Source organism: Buttiauxella sp. BIGb0471 (assembly GCF_024807715.1).
Taxonomy (GTDB): domain Bacteria; phylum Pseudomonadota; class Gammaproteobacteria; order Enterobacterales; family Enterobacteriaceae; genus Buttiauxella; species Buttiauxella agrestis.
Genome location: NZ_JANUEU010000002.1, coordinates 849,388 through 867,117, shown reverse-complemented (window position 1 = coordinate 867,117; position 17,730 = coordinate 849,388). Strand labels below are relative to the sequence as shown.

14 protein-coding genes are annotated in these 17,730 nt (G+C 51.7%); 9 read left to right on the top strand and 5 right to left on the bottom strand.

What is annotated here, in order from left to right; translation table 11 throughout:
- Positions 1-117: 117 nt before the first annotated feature.
- Complete coding sequence (locus M2371_RS10655; protein ID WP_259267678.1) at positions 118-1,026, bottom strand: LysR family transcriptional regulator; 909 nt, start codon at positions 1,024-1,026, stop codon at positions 118-120.
- A gap of 99 nt (positions 1,027-1,125) precedes the next feature.
- On the opposite strand from M2371_RS10655, the gene M2371_RS10650 reads away from it, so the two are divergent.
- The 4 genes from M2371_RS10650 to M2371_RS10635 all read left to right on the top strand — a co-directional run bounded on the left by M2371_RS10650 (position 1,126) and on the right by M2371_RS10635 (position 5,855).
- A complete protein-coding gene (locus tag M2371_RS10650) occupies positions 1,126-2,376 on the top strand; it encodes an MFS transporter (protein ID WP_259267677.1) in 1,251 nt (416 codons plus the stop codon).
- A gap of 74 nt (positions 2,377-2,450) precedes the next feature.
- Positions 2,451-3,935 carry a carboxypeptidase M32 gene (locus M2371_RS10645; protein WP_259267676.1) on the top strand — a complete coding sequence of 495 codons (1,485 nt, stop codon included), beginning with the start codon at positions 2,451-2,453 and terminating at the stop codon, positions 3,933-3,935.
- Positions 3,936-4,398: 463 nt separating this feature from the next.
- A complete protein-coding gene (gene asr / locus M2371_RS10640; RefSeq protein WP_259267675.1) occupies positions 4,399-4,800 on the top strand; it encodes an acid resistance repetitive basic protein Asr in 402 nt (133 codons plus the stop codon).
- Positions 4,801-5,048: 248 nt separating this feature from the next.
- The gene (locus M2371_RS10635; RefSeq protein ID WP_172894481.1) at positions 5,049-5,855 is read left to right on the top strand and encodes a serine protease; all 807 of its coding nucleotides are present in this window, start codon (positions 5,049-5,051) and stop codon (positions 5,853-5,855) included.
- A 36-nt stretch (positions 5,856-5,891) separates the two neighbouring features.
- On the opposite strand, the gene mdtI is transcribed toward M2371_RS10635, so the two are convergent.
- Complete coding sequence (gene mdtI / locus M2371_RS10630; RefSeq protein WP_172894483.1) at positions 5,892-6,221, bottom strand: multidrug/spermidine efflux SMR transporter subunit MdtI; 330 nt, start codon at positions 6,219-6,221, stop codon at positions 5,892-5,894.
- A complete protein-coding gene (gene mdtJ, locus M2371_RS10625) occupies positions 6,208-6,585 on the bottom strand; it encodes a multidrug/spermidine efflux SMR transporter subunit MdtJ (RefSeq protein ID WP_259267715.1) in 378 nt (125 codons plus the stop codon). Before mdtJ ends, mdtI begins: the two co-directional genes overlap by 14 nt.
- A 463-nt stretch (positions 6,586-7,048) precedes the next feature.
- On the opposite strand from mdtJ, the gene M2371_RS10620 reads away from it, so the two are divergent.
- Positions 7,049-8,083, top strand: a complete 1,035-nt coding sequence (locus M2371_RS10620; protein ID WP_034495008.1) for an AI-2E family transporter — start codon at positions 7,049-7,051, stop codon at positions 8,081-8,083.
- A 45-nt stretch (positions 8,084-8,128) separates the two neighbouring features.
- Here the strand turns inward: M2371_RS10620 and pptA are convergent, their stop codons facing one another.
- Entirely contained in the window at positions 8,129-8,359 is a 231-nt protein-coding gene (pptA, locus tag M2371_RS10615; protein WP_259267674.1) for a tautomerase PptA, read from the bottom strand.
- Between the two features lie 62 nt (positions 8,360-8,421).
- Positions 8,422-9,222, bottom strand: coding sequence for an arylamine N-acetyltransferase (locus M2371_RS10610; protein ID WP_259267673.1), 801 nt, complete (start codon positions 9,220-9,222; stop codon positions 8,422-8,424).
- A 110-nt stretch (positions 9,223-9,332) separates the two neighbouring features.
- Here M2371_RS10610 and M2371_RS10605 point away from each other — a divergent pair, with 110 nt between their 5' ends.
- The 4 genes from M2371_RS10605 to pqqU all read left to right on the top strand — a co-directional run bounded on the left by M2371_RS10605 (position 9,333) and on the right by pqqU (position 17,681).
- Positions 9,333-10,415, top strand: a complete 1,083-nt coding sequence (locus tag M2371_RS10605; RefSeq protein WP_259267672.1) for a LacI family DNA-binding transcriptional regulator — start codon at positions 9,333-9,335, stop codon at positions 10,413-10,415.
- A gap of 112 nt (positions 10,416-10,527) precedes the next feature.
- A complete protein-coding gene (locus M2371_RS10600) occupies positions 10,528-13,623 on the top strand; it encodes a beta-galactosidase (protein ID WP_259267671.1) in 3,096 nt (1,031 codons plus the stop codon).
- Positions 13,624-13,872: 249 nt separating this feature from the next.
- On the top strand, positions 13,873-15,342 hold the full coding sequence (gene ansP / locus M2371_RS10595) for an L-asparagine permease (protein WP_259267670.1): 1,470 nt from the start codon (positions 13,873-13,875) through the stop codon (positions 15,340-15,342).
- A 218-nt stretch (positions 15,343-15,560) separates the two neighbouring features.
- Positions 15,561-17,681: a TonB-dependent receptor PqqU gene (pqqU, locus tag M2371_RS10590; protein WP_259267669.1), complete on the top strand. Its 2,121-nt coding sequence runs from the start codon at positions 15,561-15,563 to the stop codon at positions 17,679-17,681.
- The last annotated feature ends 49 nt before the right edge of the window (positions 17,682-17,730 follow it).

Here is a 17,730-nt window from a genome sequence, read left to right as displayed (position 1 = left end):
TTGCGACTCCCTTTATTTTCGCGCTGCGAAATAAACTTTGGGCTATGGTGAAACACTTCAAGTGAAGGAGTCAAATATTTACGTAGGGTTGTGATTTACCGCACATATTCCGCCGGTTTACGGCTCTTTTAACACCGTTATTGACTCGGTTAACAAGGCGGAGATCCGAAGTGCGGCGGCAGAAAGCTCACGATGTTTAGGCCAGACCAGCCACATTTCCGACTGCGCTTCGGCCTCTTTCAACGGCAGCCATACCACTTCGGATAAACGTACCCGCTTAAATGACGCCGGAAGTATCGAAACGCCTAATCCTGCGGACACCAGGCCAATAATCGTCATCGCCTCACCCACTTCCTGCGTGATATAGGGCGAAATCCCATGGCGTTGCAGCAGGCCGAGAATATCGTCATACAGGCCCGTTCCCACATGCGGGTCAAAAAAGACAAACGGCTCCTGCGCCAGTTGTTGCAGGGAAATGGCTGAACACGCCGCCAGAGGATGATCACGATGTACCATCGCCATCAGCGGTTCGCGCAATACCACACTCCAGGCGAGCGTGTCCGGAAGCCGCGTGTTGCGCATCAAACCCAGCTCCAGCTCACCGTCATTTAATGGCGCGATTTGCTCACGAGTATTAATTTCCCGCATCTGGAGATGAACATCCGGGTAACTTCGGCGAAAAGTCGACAGGCTGTCGGACACCGTTTTAATAAAAGGTGCCGATGACGTGAAACCGATACGCAGCTCCCCCGTTTCGCCCTGATGCAACCTTGCGGCTCGCCCTGCTGCGGCATCCACCTGGTTTAAAATCTGCCGTGAATCGAGCAAAAACTGACTGCCCGCCGCTGTCAGGCTAACGCTACGGTTGGTGCGTGCCAGTAGACGCGCGCCGATTTGTTGTTCAAGAATTTGAATTTGCTGGCTAAGAGGAGGTTGCGAGATACGTAAGCGTGCGGCAGCACGGCCAAAATGTAGCTCTTCAGCAACGGCAATAAAGTAGCGCAGGTGGCGTAATTCAATATTCATACTTTAAACATATCAATTGAGATTATTAATATATTAGACAGAACATTCATGTTTTTCTACTCTGAGAATTCGACCACACCTGCACAATAAGGACCCATTTTGAGTCGTACAACCCTCGTCAACACCGCCCCGGCACAGGACGTTGACGAAACAGTTTTGCCCCAGCCGACGAGCTTTATCAAACGTGGTTCACCTCAGTTTATGCGCGTCACGCTGGCGCTATTTTCTGCCGGACTCGCCACCTTCGCTCTGCTTTATTGCGTCCAACCCATTTTGCCGGTTCTGTCGCATGAATTTGGTGTATCCCCTGCCAGCAGCAGTATTTCGTTATCCGTTTCTACCGCCACGTTGGCCATCGGCCTGCTGTTTACCGGGCCACTTTCCGATGCGATAGGTCGTAAACCCGTGATGGTGACAGCGCTTTTGCTGGCCTCAATTTGCACACTGCTTTCGACCATGATGACCAGTTGGCACGGCATTTTAATGATGCGGGCGCTGATTGGATTGTCGCTCAGCGGTGTGGCGGCGGTCGGCATGACCTATCTGAGCGAAGAGATTCACCCAAGCGTAGTGGCTTTTTCGATGGGGTTGTATATCAGCGGGAACTCCATTGGTGGCATGAGCGGACGCTTGCTGAGCGGTGTGATAACCGACTTCTTTAACTGGCGCATTGCCGTCGCCGCGATTGGCTGTTTCGCGCTCGCATCCGCTTTAATGTTCTGGAAGATTTTGCCGGCCTCGAAGCATTTCCGCCCTTCTTCTTTGCGGCCAAAAACACTGTTTATCAACTTCCGCCTGCACTGGCGCGACCGGGGTTTGCCGCTGCTGTTTGCCCAAGGGTTTCTGCTGATGGGCGCGTTCGTGACACTGTTTAATTACATCGGTTATCGACTGATGCAAGGGCCGTGGTATTTAAGCCAGGCGGTGGTGGGATTGCTGTCGGTGGCTTATTTAACCGGCACCTGGAGTTCCCCAAAAGCGGGCGCGATGACGGCTAAATTTGGTCGCGGCCCGGTGATGATTTTTTCCACCGCCATCATGCTGACCGGCCTGCTGTTAACGGTGTTTTCCCCCTTGCCGGTTATTTTTGCGGGAATGCTGCTCTTTTCAGCAGGATTTTTCGCCGCGCACTCCGTCGCCAGCGGCTGGATTGGCCCACGGGCTAAACGCGCAAAAGGCCAGGCTTCTTCCCTGTATTTATTCAGTTATTACCTGGGTTCAAGCCTTGCGGGGACACTCGGCGGTGTGTTCTGGCACCAGTTTGGTTGGGTAGGTGTGGCGAGTTTTATCGGCTCGCTGTTGGTCTTGTCATTACTGGTGGGGACGCGTTTGCATCATCGCGCACAATAAGCGGCTTACAGCCTCGTTTTAGTGGATGCTTTTTGCTATTTTCACAGGCGAAAATCATCTCTTCTCGAGGCCATATGGAAAAGCAAAATTACAACCACCTCACCCGCACCTTCCAGCGTCTTTCAAGATTTGAGCATCTTTCAGCCATCGCTGGCTGGGATATGTTCACCAATATGCCTCCCAACGGTAGCGCCGCGCGAGGCGACGCTTTGGCTGAACTCAGCGTTTTGCGCCACCAGATCCTGACGGATAAAAAAATTGCCACGCTGTTGCAGGCGGCCGTTCAGGAAAACCTGAATGATGTCGAGCGTGCTAACTTGCGTGAAATGACGCGCCAGTACCAGGAGGCTATTTTACTGCCCGCTTCTCTGGTGGAAGAGAAATCACTGGTCGGCACACGCTGTGAACATGGTTGGCGTACCCAGCGCCCAGCGAACGACTGGCAGGGGTTTTCGGCCAATCTGAAAGAGGTGGTACGCGTCAGCCGCGAAGAAGCAAAACTGCGTGCCGATGCGAAAGGGAAATCCTGCTACGACGCGTTGTTAGATATCTACGAACCTGGCATGACCAGCGCTAAACTCGATGTGTTGTTCGGAGATTTACGCACCTGGCTGCCCGATTTGCTGCAAAAAGTGGTTGATATACAAGCGAAAGAAACGGTTGTTACGCCGACTGGCCCGTTTGCCACCCAGGACCAACGGGAACTGGGTCTGGAAACCATGAAGCTGTTGGGTTTTGATTTTAACGGCGGGCGACTCGATGTCAGTGCGCATCCCTTCTGCGGCGGTGTGCCACAAGATGTGCGTATCACCACGCGCTATGATGAATCCGACTTGGTTAGCGCCCTGTTTGGTGTCATCCACGAAACAGGTCACGCACGTTACGAACAAAACTTACCGCGGGAATGGCTCGGCCAACCCGTTGCACTGGCGCGTTCCACGGCTATCCACGAATCACAAAGTCTGTTCTTTGAAATGCAGTTGGGCCGCAGCAAAGAGTTCCTGAAACTGTTGCTGCCGATGGTCACTGCTCGCTTTGGCAAGCAACCGGCGTTCGAAACCGCTAACTTTATTGCCGTTAATCAGCGCGTTGAACGTGGCTTTATTCGCGTTGATGCCGATGAAGTCAGCTATCCGGCTCATGTCGTTTTACGATATGAAATCGAACGTGCGCTGATTGATGGCGATATCGAAGTGGAAGATATCCCGGCATTGTGGGATGAGAAAATGCAGCATTGGCTGGGACTTTCGACTAAAGATAACTTCCGCAACGGCTGTATGCAGGATATTCACTGGACGGACGGCGCGTTTGGCTATTTCCCGTCATACACGCTGGGTGCGATGTATGCCGCACAATTGTTCAATTCCGCAAAACTGGCACTGCCGCAGCTTGAAAGCGATATCGCAGAAGGTAACTTCACCGCGCTGTTCGACTGGTTACGCCAAAATATCTGGCAGCACGGCAGCCGATTCACCACTTCAGAATTGATTACCAACGCAACCGGTGAAGATCTTAACCCGTTGTATTTCCGTAAACATTTAGAAGCGCGTTACCTTTAGTGTTCCCCGCCTTTCCGCGCCCAAAATAATTTGAATTGTAGAAAGGCGGCAAGCGCATGAATCCCCAGGAGCATAGCTAACTATGTGACTGGGGTGACAAATCTGTCGGGAACAGATTTGAACACTGCTTGCAGTGGCCCCGAAGGGGTGAGGCCCACGATGGGCCGAATAACCGCGCGCAGCCAACGCATCAACAATTCAAAGTATGACGGGCGCAGTGTACAAACCGTTACACGCCGATACCAATCACTCACTGAAGGCTTTGATCCACAAGTCTATAGTTCATCTCAATGGCCCCGCAGTGGGGTTCAAACATTGACCCAAAGTAATTCGAGTTGCAGGAAGGCGGCAAGTGACCGAGTCCCGATGAGCTTACTCTAGTAAGTGATTCGGGTGAGTAAATGAAGCCAACACACCAGCAACTTGAAGTACGAAGGGCATAAACAAATTCGAGGATGTCGAGATGAATAAAGTATTAGCTCTGGTAGTTGCCGCTGCAATGGGTCTGTCTTCTGCTGCTTTCGCTGCTGAAACTACAGCCGCTCCGGCTCCTGCAGCAACTTCTGCTGCTGCTCACGCTCCAGCTGCAAAAACCACTCACCACAAAAAGTACAAAAAAACTGCTACCGAGCAAAAAGCTCAGGCCGCTAAAAAACACAAAAAAGAAGTGAAGAAAACTGAAGCAGCAAAACCTGCACAAACCGAGCAGAAAGCTCAGGCTGCTAAAAAGCACCACAAAAAAGCAGTAACCAAAACTGAAGCGGCAAAACCAGCTGCTCAGAAAGCGCAAGCTGCTAAAAAACACCACAAAAAACCAGTAGCTAAAACTGAAGCAGCAAAACCTGCAACTCAGCCAGCTGCGTAAGGTTATCGGGGTTCACCCGTAGGCTAAAAACACCCGGTTCGCCGGGTGTTTACTTCCGGAGTCTGGATGATGTTGCGACGCTATAGTTTTGAAATCATCCTCACGCTGCTCATTCTTTGCGGCATTATTACGCTAAGCTTCTGGCTTTAATGACTTTTTACTCCCACTTTTTGTGCGACCCGTCTATAGTTAGACCATTCATCTCGTTTATATAAAAATCAAAATTAATCGCCCCATCAGAGAGTGATATGCGCAAAAAAGTTGTGATGTTGTTAGGAGTGCTGTGTTTTTTACCCGCCCTTTCCCATGCCGATGACGATAGCGCGGCCGACGTCAAAACGCTTTTTTTTGGTAAGGATGACCGTACACACGTCAACGACCCTGCAACACCGCCCTGGGATGCCATTGGTCAGCTCGAAACGGCCAGCGGTAATTTGTGCACCGCGACGTTAATTTCCCCTCATCTGGCGCTGACTGCCGGACACTGTTTGCTGCAACCGCCTCGCGGCAAGCCTGATAAAGCCATTGCATTGCGTTTTGTCTCGAATAAAGGTAAATGGCGTTATGAAATTCATGATATTGAAGGCAGAGTTGAATCGACGCTTGGCCGTCGCCTGAAACCGGATGGGGATGGTTGGATTGTGCCGTCGGGTGCCGCACCACATGATTTTGGCCTGATTATTTTGCATAACCCGCCTTCTGGAATTACCCCGTTGCCTCTGTTTGAAGGGGATCGCGACGCACTCACTGAAGCGCTTAAAAGTCAGAGCCGCAAAGTCACGCAGTCGGGTTATCCGGAAGATCATCTTGACGACCTGTATACCCATAGCGATTGCCTGATTACAGGTTGGGCGCAAAAAACCGTGCTTTCGCATCAGTGCGACACATTGCCGGGAGATAGCGGTTCGCCATTGATGTTAAAAACAGACAGTGGCTGGAAGTTGATTGCGGTACAAAGCTCCGCCCCTGCTGCTAAAGACCGTTACCGCGCCGATAACCGGGCGATTTCAGTGACAGGTTTTCGTGACCAGCTAGAAGTTTTAGCCAGGCAGTAATTTCACCGCCCGGCCAACATGCCGGGCGGTTTTGCTTTATGCCAGTTTGATGAGCACCATTCCCGCCAGCAATAAAACCAGCCCAATCCATCCCTTACGATTTAGCCGCTGGCCGAACAAAATCCAACCCGCAGCCACGGTAGCCATAATGCCGAAACCGCCCCACAATGCGTAAGCTACCGAAAGTTCGATACCTTTTACCGCCTGCGCCAGCGCGCTAAAAGCGGCCAGCACCGCACACAGAGACAACACACCGTAGCCAAAACGACGGAATCCGTCAGAGTGCTTTAAGAGAATGTTAGCGACAATTTCCAACACGATTGCCAGCAGTAACCACAACGCGTGAATCCATTCAAACGACGGCATGTTCCCTCTCCTTTGCAGGTTTTGGGGTGCGTGGTTTTTTGGTGCTGGTGCCTGATTTAATCAGCGCAATCCCCACCACCAGCGTCGTCAATCCTATTATTTTAAGCGGTGAGATTGACTCATCAAACAATAAGACGCTGAACAGGGTGATGAATAAAATGCCGATCCCTTCCCACATCGCATAGGCCACGCCAAGTGCAATTTTTTTAACCGAGAATGAAAGTAAAATATAAGACAGTGCAATCATTAACAGCATGAAAATATAACCGAGATTATCATCGCTGACGCTCGACCATTTCATGGATAATGTGCCGGTAATTTCAGCAGCGATAGCAAGCGCTAATAAAATCCAATAGATCATGATTTCTCTCCTGACAGAGAAAATAGCCTAACCACGGCTTGCAAATGTGCTTAATAAAGCCTGCAAGCCAAATAAAATAAGTGTGATTTTTATCCCAAATTTATTCGAGATACTGCCAGGCAAAGGGATCTAAAGCGCGTTACGCCAGTGTTGTTCACCGGATAGGGAGAAAGCAGAAGAGAAAGACGGGGCTTGATGGGTCAGTAACGTTCTGAACAGCTTGTTCGTAAGCATAATGTCCATAATTTTCACAACATATCCGCGGTGTTGCTTCTCATCAGTTGCGGATAGTAAATTGTCCTCAGTAGTCAAACACCCCGAATTTATACCATATTTCAGGATGTGTCGCTTTCCCTTTTCAATTCTTTACGCTCATGAGCAGGGAAAATAAGTGTATACCCCTTCTTTTCTCGCCCGTATTATAAGCTCCATTAAGGAACATTCTATTCAGACGGGAACATCAATAATGGCAAAACCCATTATTACACTCAGCGGTTTAAAAGCCGTCATTATGTTCGGGATGATTGTCATCATTCTGGTGGGCATAAAAATAGCCGCAGAGATTATCGTGCCATTTATTCTGGCGCTGTTTATTGCCATTATCCTCAATCCGATGATTCGCCGTCTGGAGCGTGTCCGGGTGCCGCGCGTGATGGCGATTGTGCTCGTCATTTCAGTGATCGTTTGTTTTGTGGTGCTTTTACTCGCCTATCTTGGCACTACGCTGAATGAACTCACGCGCACCTTGCCGCAATATCGCTCGTCGTTAATTTCTCCGCTGCAAACGCTGGAACCCTGGTTACAACGTGCAGGAATTTCCGTTTCGGTCGATGAACTGGTGAAATATATCGACCCGAATGCCGCAATGACGCTCGTCACCAGCCTGATTACCCAGCTTTCTAACGCCATGACGTCCATCTTTTTGCTGCTGCTGACCGTGGTATTTATGCTGACTGAAGTGCCGCAGTTGCCGATAAAACTTCAGCAATTAATGTCGCGCCCGGCGGAAGGTATGGGAGCGATTCAACGTGCCCTGGATAGCGTCAGTCGCTATCTGGTGCTGAAAACCGCCATCAGCCTGGTCACGGGTTTGGTGGTGTGGATCATGCTCGCGATGCTCGATGTGCGCTTTGCCTTTGTCTGGGCGCTGCTCGCCTTCTCGCTTAATTACATTCCCAATATCGGTTCCGTTCTGGCTGCAATCCCTCCTGTCGCGCAGGTTCTGGTATTCAGTGGGTTATATGAAGCGTTACTGGTGGTGGCGGGTTATCTGGCGATAAACCTGGTATTCGGCAATATCATTGAGCCACGCATGATGGGGCGCGGGCTGGGTTTATCAACACTGGTGGTGTTTTTGTCGTTGATTTTTTGGGGTTGGCTGCTGGGACCTGTGGGCATGTTGCTTTCGGTTCCGCTGACTATAGCGGTGAAAATTGCACTTGAACAAAACGAAGGTGGCAAAAGCATTGCGGTGCTGCTTAGTGATGTGACAAAAAACTAATCATGTGGAGCCGTTCGCTTTATTGAGAGCGGCTCCAACATGAGATTACAGACTGTAGCCCGGTTTTTTGGCAAGAGTCTCAAGCTGCGGGGCTATCTCTTTATCGTAGACATCCTCTTTCCAGCGATCTTTTTCAATCGGTGTCAGCGCCACAGAAAGCGATTCATCCGATGAGCTGAAATGCTTTTTAAGCACGTCGCAAATATCGGCAGCCAGTGCTTCTTTTTGCTCGTCGGTCAACTCACGTGGAAAGTGTTTTACAGTGATATGCGGCACAGCGATTCTCCCCTTTTATTGGAAACAATATACTTACGTGAAGCTCTGTTTTGTTGCAATCGCTAAAAGCGACAAATTGCAGCAAACTCATCAAGGCTGAAACCGTGCTGTTTATCATCGACGCGCAGTCCGAATCTTTGCTGAATTAATTGATAAAGTTCAGCGGCATTGTCCAGGGCTCGCGATTGCCCATCACTGAATTGCCAGTCATTTTGCGTCAGGCTCACCCCGTTATCCCCCTTTAAACACATCATCAAATGATGGCGAAAATGGGACGTTGGCCAGTTCGAGACGTAGTAATTAGCCACCTCAAAATCGGCCGGATACTGCGGGTTTAAATCGAATCGGTACAGTGGCAGCCATTCATTTTGCTGCTGAATACTCAGCAAATAATCGTCTTCCACCTGCGTTAAGCGATAAACGCCGTGGGCGGTGGGTTGGGAGATATCGACCGCAAGGCGCAACGGCGTCGTCAAGGTCTTGCCGCCAAAACCGACATCGGCAATAAAGCGTTGCTGATGGATGCTCACCAGCAGTAAACGGTGGGTGCGCGCAGGCATTTCAGGCGGGTTGGCGATAAGCACTCGGGCGCCTAAGTCCTCCACCTCAAAACCGATGTTTTCCAGGGCGGCACGCAACAACGCGTTTTGCTCGTAGCAGTAACCGCCGCGGCCACCCACCACTAACTTTTCGAACACATCATCCAGCCCGATATTGATTTGTCGCCCCAGCAGCACGTCTAAATTTTCGAAAGGGATCGAGGAGGTATGCAGGAGATGAATACGTTGCAAGGTTTCTAAGTCTGGTGCCGCTGCCCCGTCAAAACCAATGCGCGCGAAATATGCCTGTTGGTCAAAAGCCATAATCTCAATCTCTTAAAAGAAGATGACTTCACTATAATGCGTTTTTTTGGCAGCAAATGATCGATAATGCCAAACACGCCCCGGAATAGTTGCGCCAGAAGGAAGCCGCCATGAAAAATAAATCGATGACACTTTACGATGTGGCAAAACATGCCAACGTCTCCTATCAGACCGTGTCGCGAGTCATTAATCAGGCGGAGCATGTTTCGGAAAAAACACGGCGTAAAGTAGAAACCGCCATGCAGGAACTCAATTACGTTCCCAATCGCGTCGCGCAGCAACTGGCCGGGAAACTGAGCCATACCCTTGGGCTGGTCACCAGTAATTTGTCATTGCACGCCCCCTCGCAAATTGCCGCGGCGATTAAATCTCAGGCCAGCAAACTCCACTTTAACGTGGTGATGTCGATGATTGAGCAGGCCGATTTAAATGCCTGTAAAAATGCAGTGAACGGTTTGCTTTCCCAGCGTGTCGATGGACTGATCGTTAACATCCCGCTGGAAGATGAGCAGGCACAAGCTATCCGCGTGATGTGCGGTAATATTCCGGTGTTGTTCGTGGATGTTTCCCCTGAAATGGCAACCCACAGTATTACGTTTGATGCCGTCGCGGGTACGCATTTGGCGGTGGAACATCTCATTGCGCAGGGTCACAAGCAGGTCGCTTTACTTTGCGGCCCGCAGGATTCGGTATCCGCTCGTCTGCGTCAGCAAGGCTGGCAACAGGCGCTGGCGAAACATCACCTGAATGCAGTGGCGCAGCTGCAAGGCGACTGGAGTTCGTTGTCGGGTTATCTGCAAACACTGGCGCTCATCAGTCTCAATACCCCGTTCACCGCCCTGTTAGTCGCCAACGACCAAATGGCGTTAGGTGCGTTGCGTGCGCTCAACGAGTCGGGTTTGTCCGTCCCGAAGGACGTTTCGGTCGTCGGTTATGACGACACCGAGGACAGCGCCTGTTTTATCCCGCCGCTCACTACCATCAAGCAGGACTTTAAAGCGCTGGGATCTGCCAGTGTCGACCGACTGATTGCCCTGATTCATAGCGGCGACCTTCCCTTGCAGGCGACAGTGCTGCCGGTGACGCTTATCGAGCGCAAGACCACCGCCGCTCCCCACTCGGAAACCGAGTCACCGCAAGCATTAGCCGACGCGTTGACGGCTCTTGCCCGCCAGGTTGCCCGCCTGAAATGATTTTGTGAATCGACTCACCTGAACGTGTTTTGCTGCTTTACATCTGCGTGAGTAAAAACCATATTAATGACAATTGTGAGCGCATCGCAAAAAATACAAAGGAACATTCAATATGGCAATAAAATCGGCAACCGTCGCGGCTTCACTGGCTGCAATTCTTGGGCGACGTGACTGGGAAAACCCGGCGGTGACGCAATTAAACCGCCTGCCTGCACATCCCCCTTTTGCCAGCTGGCGTTGTGAACAGGCGGCGCGGAAAGACACTGCTTCTGAAAGTACCATCAGCCTCAATGGTGACTGGCAATTTACCTATTTTACTCAGCCAGAGCGTGTTCCGCAGAGTTGGATTGCCGCCGATTTACCCGATGCGCAGACTTTACCCGTCCCCTCAAACTGGCAAATGCACGGCTTTGATGCGCCCATTTACACCAATGTGACCTATCCAATTCCCGTCACCCCGCCGCGGGTTCCTGAAGAGAATCCAACCGGTTGTTACTCGCTCACATTTAATATTAATGAAGCGTGGCTTAAGAGCGGCAAAACGCGCATTATTTTCGACGGCGTCAATTCTGCCTTTCACCTGTGGTGCAACGGGGCATGGATTGGCTACGGCCAGGACAGCCGTTTGCCTTCTGAATTTGATTTAAGCGATGTGCTGCATGCGGGAGAGAACCGGATCGCCGTGATGGTGTTGCGTTGGTGCGATGGCAGTTATCTGGAAGATCAGGATATGTGGCGCATGAGCGGGATTTTCCGCGATGTCACGCTGTTGCACAAACCGGCTACTCATCTGAGCAATGTGCGAGTGAGTACGCATCTTAATGACGATTTCAGTCATGCGGTGCTGGAAACTCAGGTCACAGTCCAGGGCGAAAATACAGCGTCGGTGCAGGTATCGGTCCAGTTGTGGCGCGGCGAGCAATGTATTGGCGAGAAGCAGCAGAAACTCGGCAGTGAAATTATTGATGAACGTGGTGCATATCACGACCGCACGACGCTGAAACTCCCGGTCGCCAATCCGCTTTTGTGGAGTGCCGAACTTCCGCATTTATATCGCGTGGTGGTGGTGTTGCGCGATGGCGCGGGCAACACCATTGAAGCGGAAGCCTATGACGTGGGTTTCCGTAAAGTCGAAATCCAGCAAGGCTTGCTGAAGCTTAACGGCAAACCGCTACTGATCCGCGGCACCAACCGCCATGAACATCACCCGATCCATGGCCAGGTGATGGACGCAGAAACCATGCGCCAGGACATTATGCTGATGAAACAGCATAACTTTAATGCGGTGCGCTGCTCGCATTATCCCAATCACCCGCTCTGGTACCGGCTGTGCGACAAATACGGAATGTACGTGGTCGACGAAGCAAATATTGAAACTCACGGCATGGTGCCGATGAACCGTCTAAGTGACGATCCGGTGTGGCTCCCCGCGATGACCGAACGCGTCACGCGAATGGTGCAGCGCGATTTCAACCATCCCTCGATTATTATCTGGTCGCTGGGTAATGAATCCGGCCATGGCGCGAACCACGACGCGCTTTACCGCTGGATTAAATCCGTCGACCCGACGCGCCCGGTGCAGTACGAAGGCGGAGGTGCCGACAGTGCAGCCACCGATATTATTTGCCCGATGTATGCGCGAGTCGACCAGGATCAGCCTTTCCCTGCGGTACCAAAATGGTCAATCAAAAAGTGGATTGGAATGCCCGGTGAAACGCGCCCGCTGATCCTGTGTGAATACGCTCACGCCATGGGAAACAGCTTTGGCGGCTTCCATAAATACTGGCAGGCGTTCCGCCAATACCCACGTCTGCAAGGTGGTTTCGTCTGGGATTGGGTGGACCAATCGCTGATTAAACACGATGAAAACGGCAATGCTTTTTCTGCTTACGGCGGCGACTTTGGCGATAAACCCAACGATCGTCAGTTCTGCATGAATGGCCTGGTGTTTGCCGACCGCACGCCACACCCGGCATTGTATGAAGCCCAACAGGCACAGCAGTTTTTCCAGTTTGAACTGCATCGTGAGTCCCCATTACGCCTGGTCATTTCCAGCGAATATTTATTCCGCCACAGCGATAACGAACGCCTGACCTGGAATATCGCCCAGGCCGGAGAAACCCTCACCAGCGGTGAAGTGCTGTTAGAGATGGCGGCGCAAGGTACGCAGACCGTTATCTTCGATTCCCTGCCGAAAATAACCCAAAACGGCGACGTCTGGCTTACAGTAAAAGTCGAACAAATCAACGCCACCGCCTGGTCTGATGCCGGTCATATTTGCGCCTGGGATCAATGGCAGCTTGCGGGTTCGCTGAACGCTACGGTGTCGCAGATTACGGGCGAAGCGCCACGTCTGGAAACCAGCCCTTGTCACTTTAATGTTCACCTTGGTCGCCACCACTGGCAATTTAACCGTGAAACCGGACTGCTCAATCAGTGGTGGACGGCGCAACAGCCCGCCCTGCTACACCCGCTGCACGATCAATTCACGCGTGCTCCGTTAGATAACGACATCGGCGTAAGCGAAGTGACGCGCATTGACCCCAATGCCTGGGTGGAGCGCTGGAAAGCCGCGGGCATGTATCAACTCGAGTCACAACTGGAGTACTGCGAAGCCGAAGCGCTGGCCAATGAAGTCCAGTTGCGCACGGTTCATAGCTGGGTGCATGACGGTAAAACGCTGTTTGTCAGCCGCAAACTGTGGCGGATTGATTGCCAGGGTGAGTTGCATGTCAGCGTAGATGTTGATGTGGCATTTGGCACACCGCCGCCTGCGCGGATTGGTTTAACCTGCCAGCTTGCCCACGTCGATTCGCAGGTCAGTTGGCTCGGGCTGGGGCCGCACGAAAACTACCCCGACCGTCAGCAATCTGCACTGTTTGATTACTGGCAGCGCCCGCTTGAGGAGATGCACACGCCGTATGTTTTCCCTGGCGAAAATGGTCTGCGGTGCGACACTCAAATGCTGGAATATGGCGATAATCAATGGCGCGGGAATTTCCATTTCAACATCAGCCGCTTTAGCCAGCAGCAATTGCGCGAAACGTCCCATCGCCATTTGTTAGTCGAAGAAGCCGGGAGTTGGCTGAATCTGGATGGTTTCCATATGGGTGTTGGGGGTGATGATTCCTGGAGCCCGAGCGTGTCGCCGGAATATCTGCTGGATAAACAGCATTATCATTACGAGCTGAGCTGGACGCGTCGTTAATCGTAGGCCGGATGAGCGCAGCGTCATCCGGCATTTACGTCTGATTGTCGGATGACGCTACCGCTTATCCGACCTACAAAACTATTTCTCGCACTTTTCCCCTTCATCTCTGAAAAAAGGCATTAGCGTCCTTAACCATTTATGGATAGGATTTAGCGCCCGTTTTGCCATGACGCTGCCGTTATAAGGCTGAAGTTAAAAAATGTCAGGTTACAAACCGGGATTCTTTTGACAAGGATAAAGGGAAACATGAACACAACATCGACCACAGAAGCAGAAAAACACGCAGCCAAACGACGTTGGCTAAACTCACACGATTCCGGTTATCACAAAGCGATGGGCAACCGTCAGGTGCAGATGATAGCCATTGGCGGCGCGATTGGTACTGGCCTGTTCTTAGGCGCAGGCGCTCGTTTGCAGATGGCTGGCCCGGCGTTGGCGCTGGTTTATCTGGTTTGCGGGATCTTTTCTTTCTTTATTCTGCGCGCCCTGGGCGAACTGGTGCTCCATCGCCCTTCCAGCGGTAGTTTCGTTTCTTATGCCCGTGAGTTCCTCGGTGAGAAAGCCTCTTACGTCGCAGGCTGGATGTACTTCGTAAACTGGGCGATGACCGGCATCGTCGATATCACCGCCGTCGCGCTGTATATGCATTACTGGGGTGCATTCGGAGATATTCCGCAGTGGGTGTTTGCGCTCTGCGCCCTGGGGATCGTCGGCACGATGAACATGATCGGCGTGAAGTGGTTCGCGGAAATGGAATTTTGGTTCGCGCTAATCAAAGTCCTCGCTATTGTCGCGTTCCTGGTCGTCGGGACGGTTTTCCTCGGCAGCGGCAAAATGCTTGATGGCAACGCGACCGGCTTCCATTTAATCACCGATAACGGCGGTTTCTTCCCCCACGGCCTGTTGCCTGCTTTGGTCCTGGTGCAGGGCGTGGTGTTTGCCTTTGCCTCGATTGAACTGGTCGGCACGGCGGCTGGCGAGTGTAAAGACCCGCAGACCATGGTGCCAAAAGCGATTAACAGCGTTATCTGGCGCATTGGCCTGTTTTACGTCGGCTCCGTGGTTTTGCTGGTGTTGTTGCTGCCGTGGAATGCCTATCAAGCCGGGCAAAGCCCGTTTGTGACATTTTTCTCAAAACTTGGCGTGCCTTATATCGGTGACATCATGAATATGGTGGTGCTGAGCGCGGCGCTTTCGAGCCTCAACTCTGGCCTCTATTCCACCGGGCGTATTCTGCGTTCCATGTCGATGGGCGGCTCGGCACCAAAATTCATGTCAAAGATGAGTAAGCAACAAGTGCCGTATGCCGGGATTCTGGTGACGCTTGGCGTTTATGTGATTGGCGTGGTGCTGAACTATCTTGTGCCTTCGCAAGTGTTTGAGATTGTCCTGAACGTGGCCTCGCTGGGAATTATCACTTCCTGGGCGTTTATCGTGGTTTGCCAGATGCGTCTGCGCAAAGCGATTAAAGAAGGGAAAGCAGCGGATGTCAGTTTCAAAATGCCGGGCGCGCCGTTCACCTCGTGGTTGACGCTGTTGTTCCTGTTCAGCGTACTGGTGTTAATGGCGTTCGATTATCCGAATGGAACCTATACCATTGCGTCCATTCCACTGATTGGGGCGTTGCTGGTGCTGGGTTGGTTTGGTGCACGTAAACGCGTGCACGAGCTGGCGCATAATCCTGATGCACATCCAGACGATATTCCAAACGTTTAGTCAGGTTTAAAATAAAGGGCAGAAATAAGCTTCTGCCCTTTTTTCAGTATTTGAAATCCCATCTGAATCTCTCGTTTTCTTCCTCACGCTAAAAATTTGCATTAACGTTATGTGCCGTTAACACTTTTCAAACATTCATCACAAGTATTAACATACCCACCTGAATGTTCCAGATGGTTCGTCCGGAACGTAAATGTCCCCACCAGTGAAAATGTCTGATGAAAATTGTGCACCATGGAAAGATTTCCCTACCGCTGATCTTAGCTCCGGCCCTCTCCACCTTTGCGTTTCCCGTGCTCGCGGTCGAAGACACGATGGTCGTCAGCGCCACGCCAGGCCCGATTTCCGAGCTGGATACGCCCGCGGCGGTGAGTGTGGTCAATGGCGACGATATGCGACAGGCGGCTGCGCGCGTGAATCTTTCAGAAAGCCTCGGCAGCGTGCCGGGTCTGCAAGTTCAGAATCGCCAGAATTACGCGCAGGATTTACAGCTTTCGGTTCGTGGATTCGGCTCGCGTTCCACTTACGGCGTGCGCGGGATAAGGATGTATGTCGACGGTATTCCTGCCACCATGCCTGACGGGCAAGGGCAAACCTCGAATATCGACATTAACAGCGTAGAAAGCATTGAAGTGCTGCGTGGGCCATTCTCAGCGCTCTACGGCAACGCATCGGGTGGCGTCATTAATGTCACGACAACCACCGGCACACAGCCGCCGACGCTCGAAGCCAGCACGTATTACGGGAGTTTTGGAAGCTGGCGCAATAGCGTTAAAGCGACAGGCGCTACCGGCGACGGCACCCAGGCGGGCGATGTTGACTACGCTATCTCAGCATCACGCTTTACCACTCATGGTTATCGCGACCACAGCAGCGCACAAAAAAATCTCGGCAATGCCAAACTGGGTGTGCGGCTTAACGAGGCGAGTAAATTAACGCTTCTGCTCAATAGCGTAGACATTGATGCCGACGATCCGGGCGGTTTAACCGAGCAAGAATGGCATGACAATCCGACGCAAGCCCCTCGTGCTGAACAATACAATACACGCAAGAGCACTAAACAGACTCAAGCCGGGCTGCGTTATGACCGCCAGTTAAGTGCCAATGACGATCTGAGCGTGATGATGTATGCCGGTGTGCGAGAAACCACGCAATACCAGTCAATTCCTGTGGCTCCGCAGTTGAACCCTACTCATCCAGGCGGCGTGATAGAGTTGTCCCGGCATTATCAAGGGATTGATTCGCGCTGGACGCATCGTGGAAATCTGCTCGCTGTTCCGGTGACATTTACCACCGGGCTTGATTACGAGACCATGTCGGAAAAGCGTAAAGGCTATCAAAACTTTGTCGTCGAAAATGGCACGACGGTTTTGGGTGAGAAAGGCGATCTGCGGCGTGATGAGCGCAACCTGATGTGGAATGTCGATCCTTATTTGCAAACGGCCTGGCAATTCACCGATAAGCTGAGTCTTGATGCGGGCGTGCGGTTTAGCTCGGTCTATTTTGATTCGAACGATCAATATATTGTCGGTAAAAATGGCGATGACAGTGGTGACGCGAGCTACCACAAATGGCTACCCGCGGCGGCACTGAAATATGCAGTGACCGACGCGTGGAATATTTATACCTCTGCGGGCCGGGGTTTTGAAACACCGACCATCAACGAGCTTTCCTATCGTGATAATGGGCAGTCTGGTTTGAATTTCGGTTTAAAACCGTCCACCAGCGATACGGTTGAAATCGGCAGCAAAACGCGTGTGGGTAATGGCCTGTTTAGCGCGGCACTTTTCCAGACCGACACCGATGATGAAATCGTCGCGGACCAGAGCAGCGGTGGGCGCACGACATACAAAAACGCTGGGAAAACGCGTCGCCAGGGGTTAGAACTTTCTGCTGATAGCCAGTTTGCCAATGACTGGCGCGTGAAAATGGCGTGGACTTATCTTGACGCGACTTATCGCAGCAACGCCTGTGGCGCTGAAAACTGCGAGGGTAATCGCATTCCAGGTATCGCGCGGAATATGGGCTACGCGTCTGTGGGGTACGCTCCGCCTGAAGGTTTCTACGCAGGTGCCGATGTACGTTATATGAGTGACATTCAGGCGAATGATGAAAACACCGCGAAAGCGCCTTCTTATACCGTCGCGTCGCTCAACAGCGGCTATAAATTGCGCATTCAGGAAAGCTGGATGTTAGATATATGGGGGCGCGTTGATAACTTGTTCGACCGCGAATACGTCGGCTCCGTTATCGTTAACGAAGGGAATAATCGCTATTACGAACCGGCACCTGGGCGTAATTATGGCGTGGGGGTGAACCTGAGTTACACCTTCATGTAAGCGCATATCGTAAGCATAAAAAAACGGAACCAGAAGGTTCCGTTTTTTT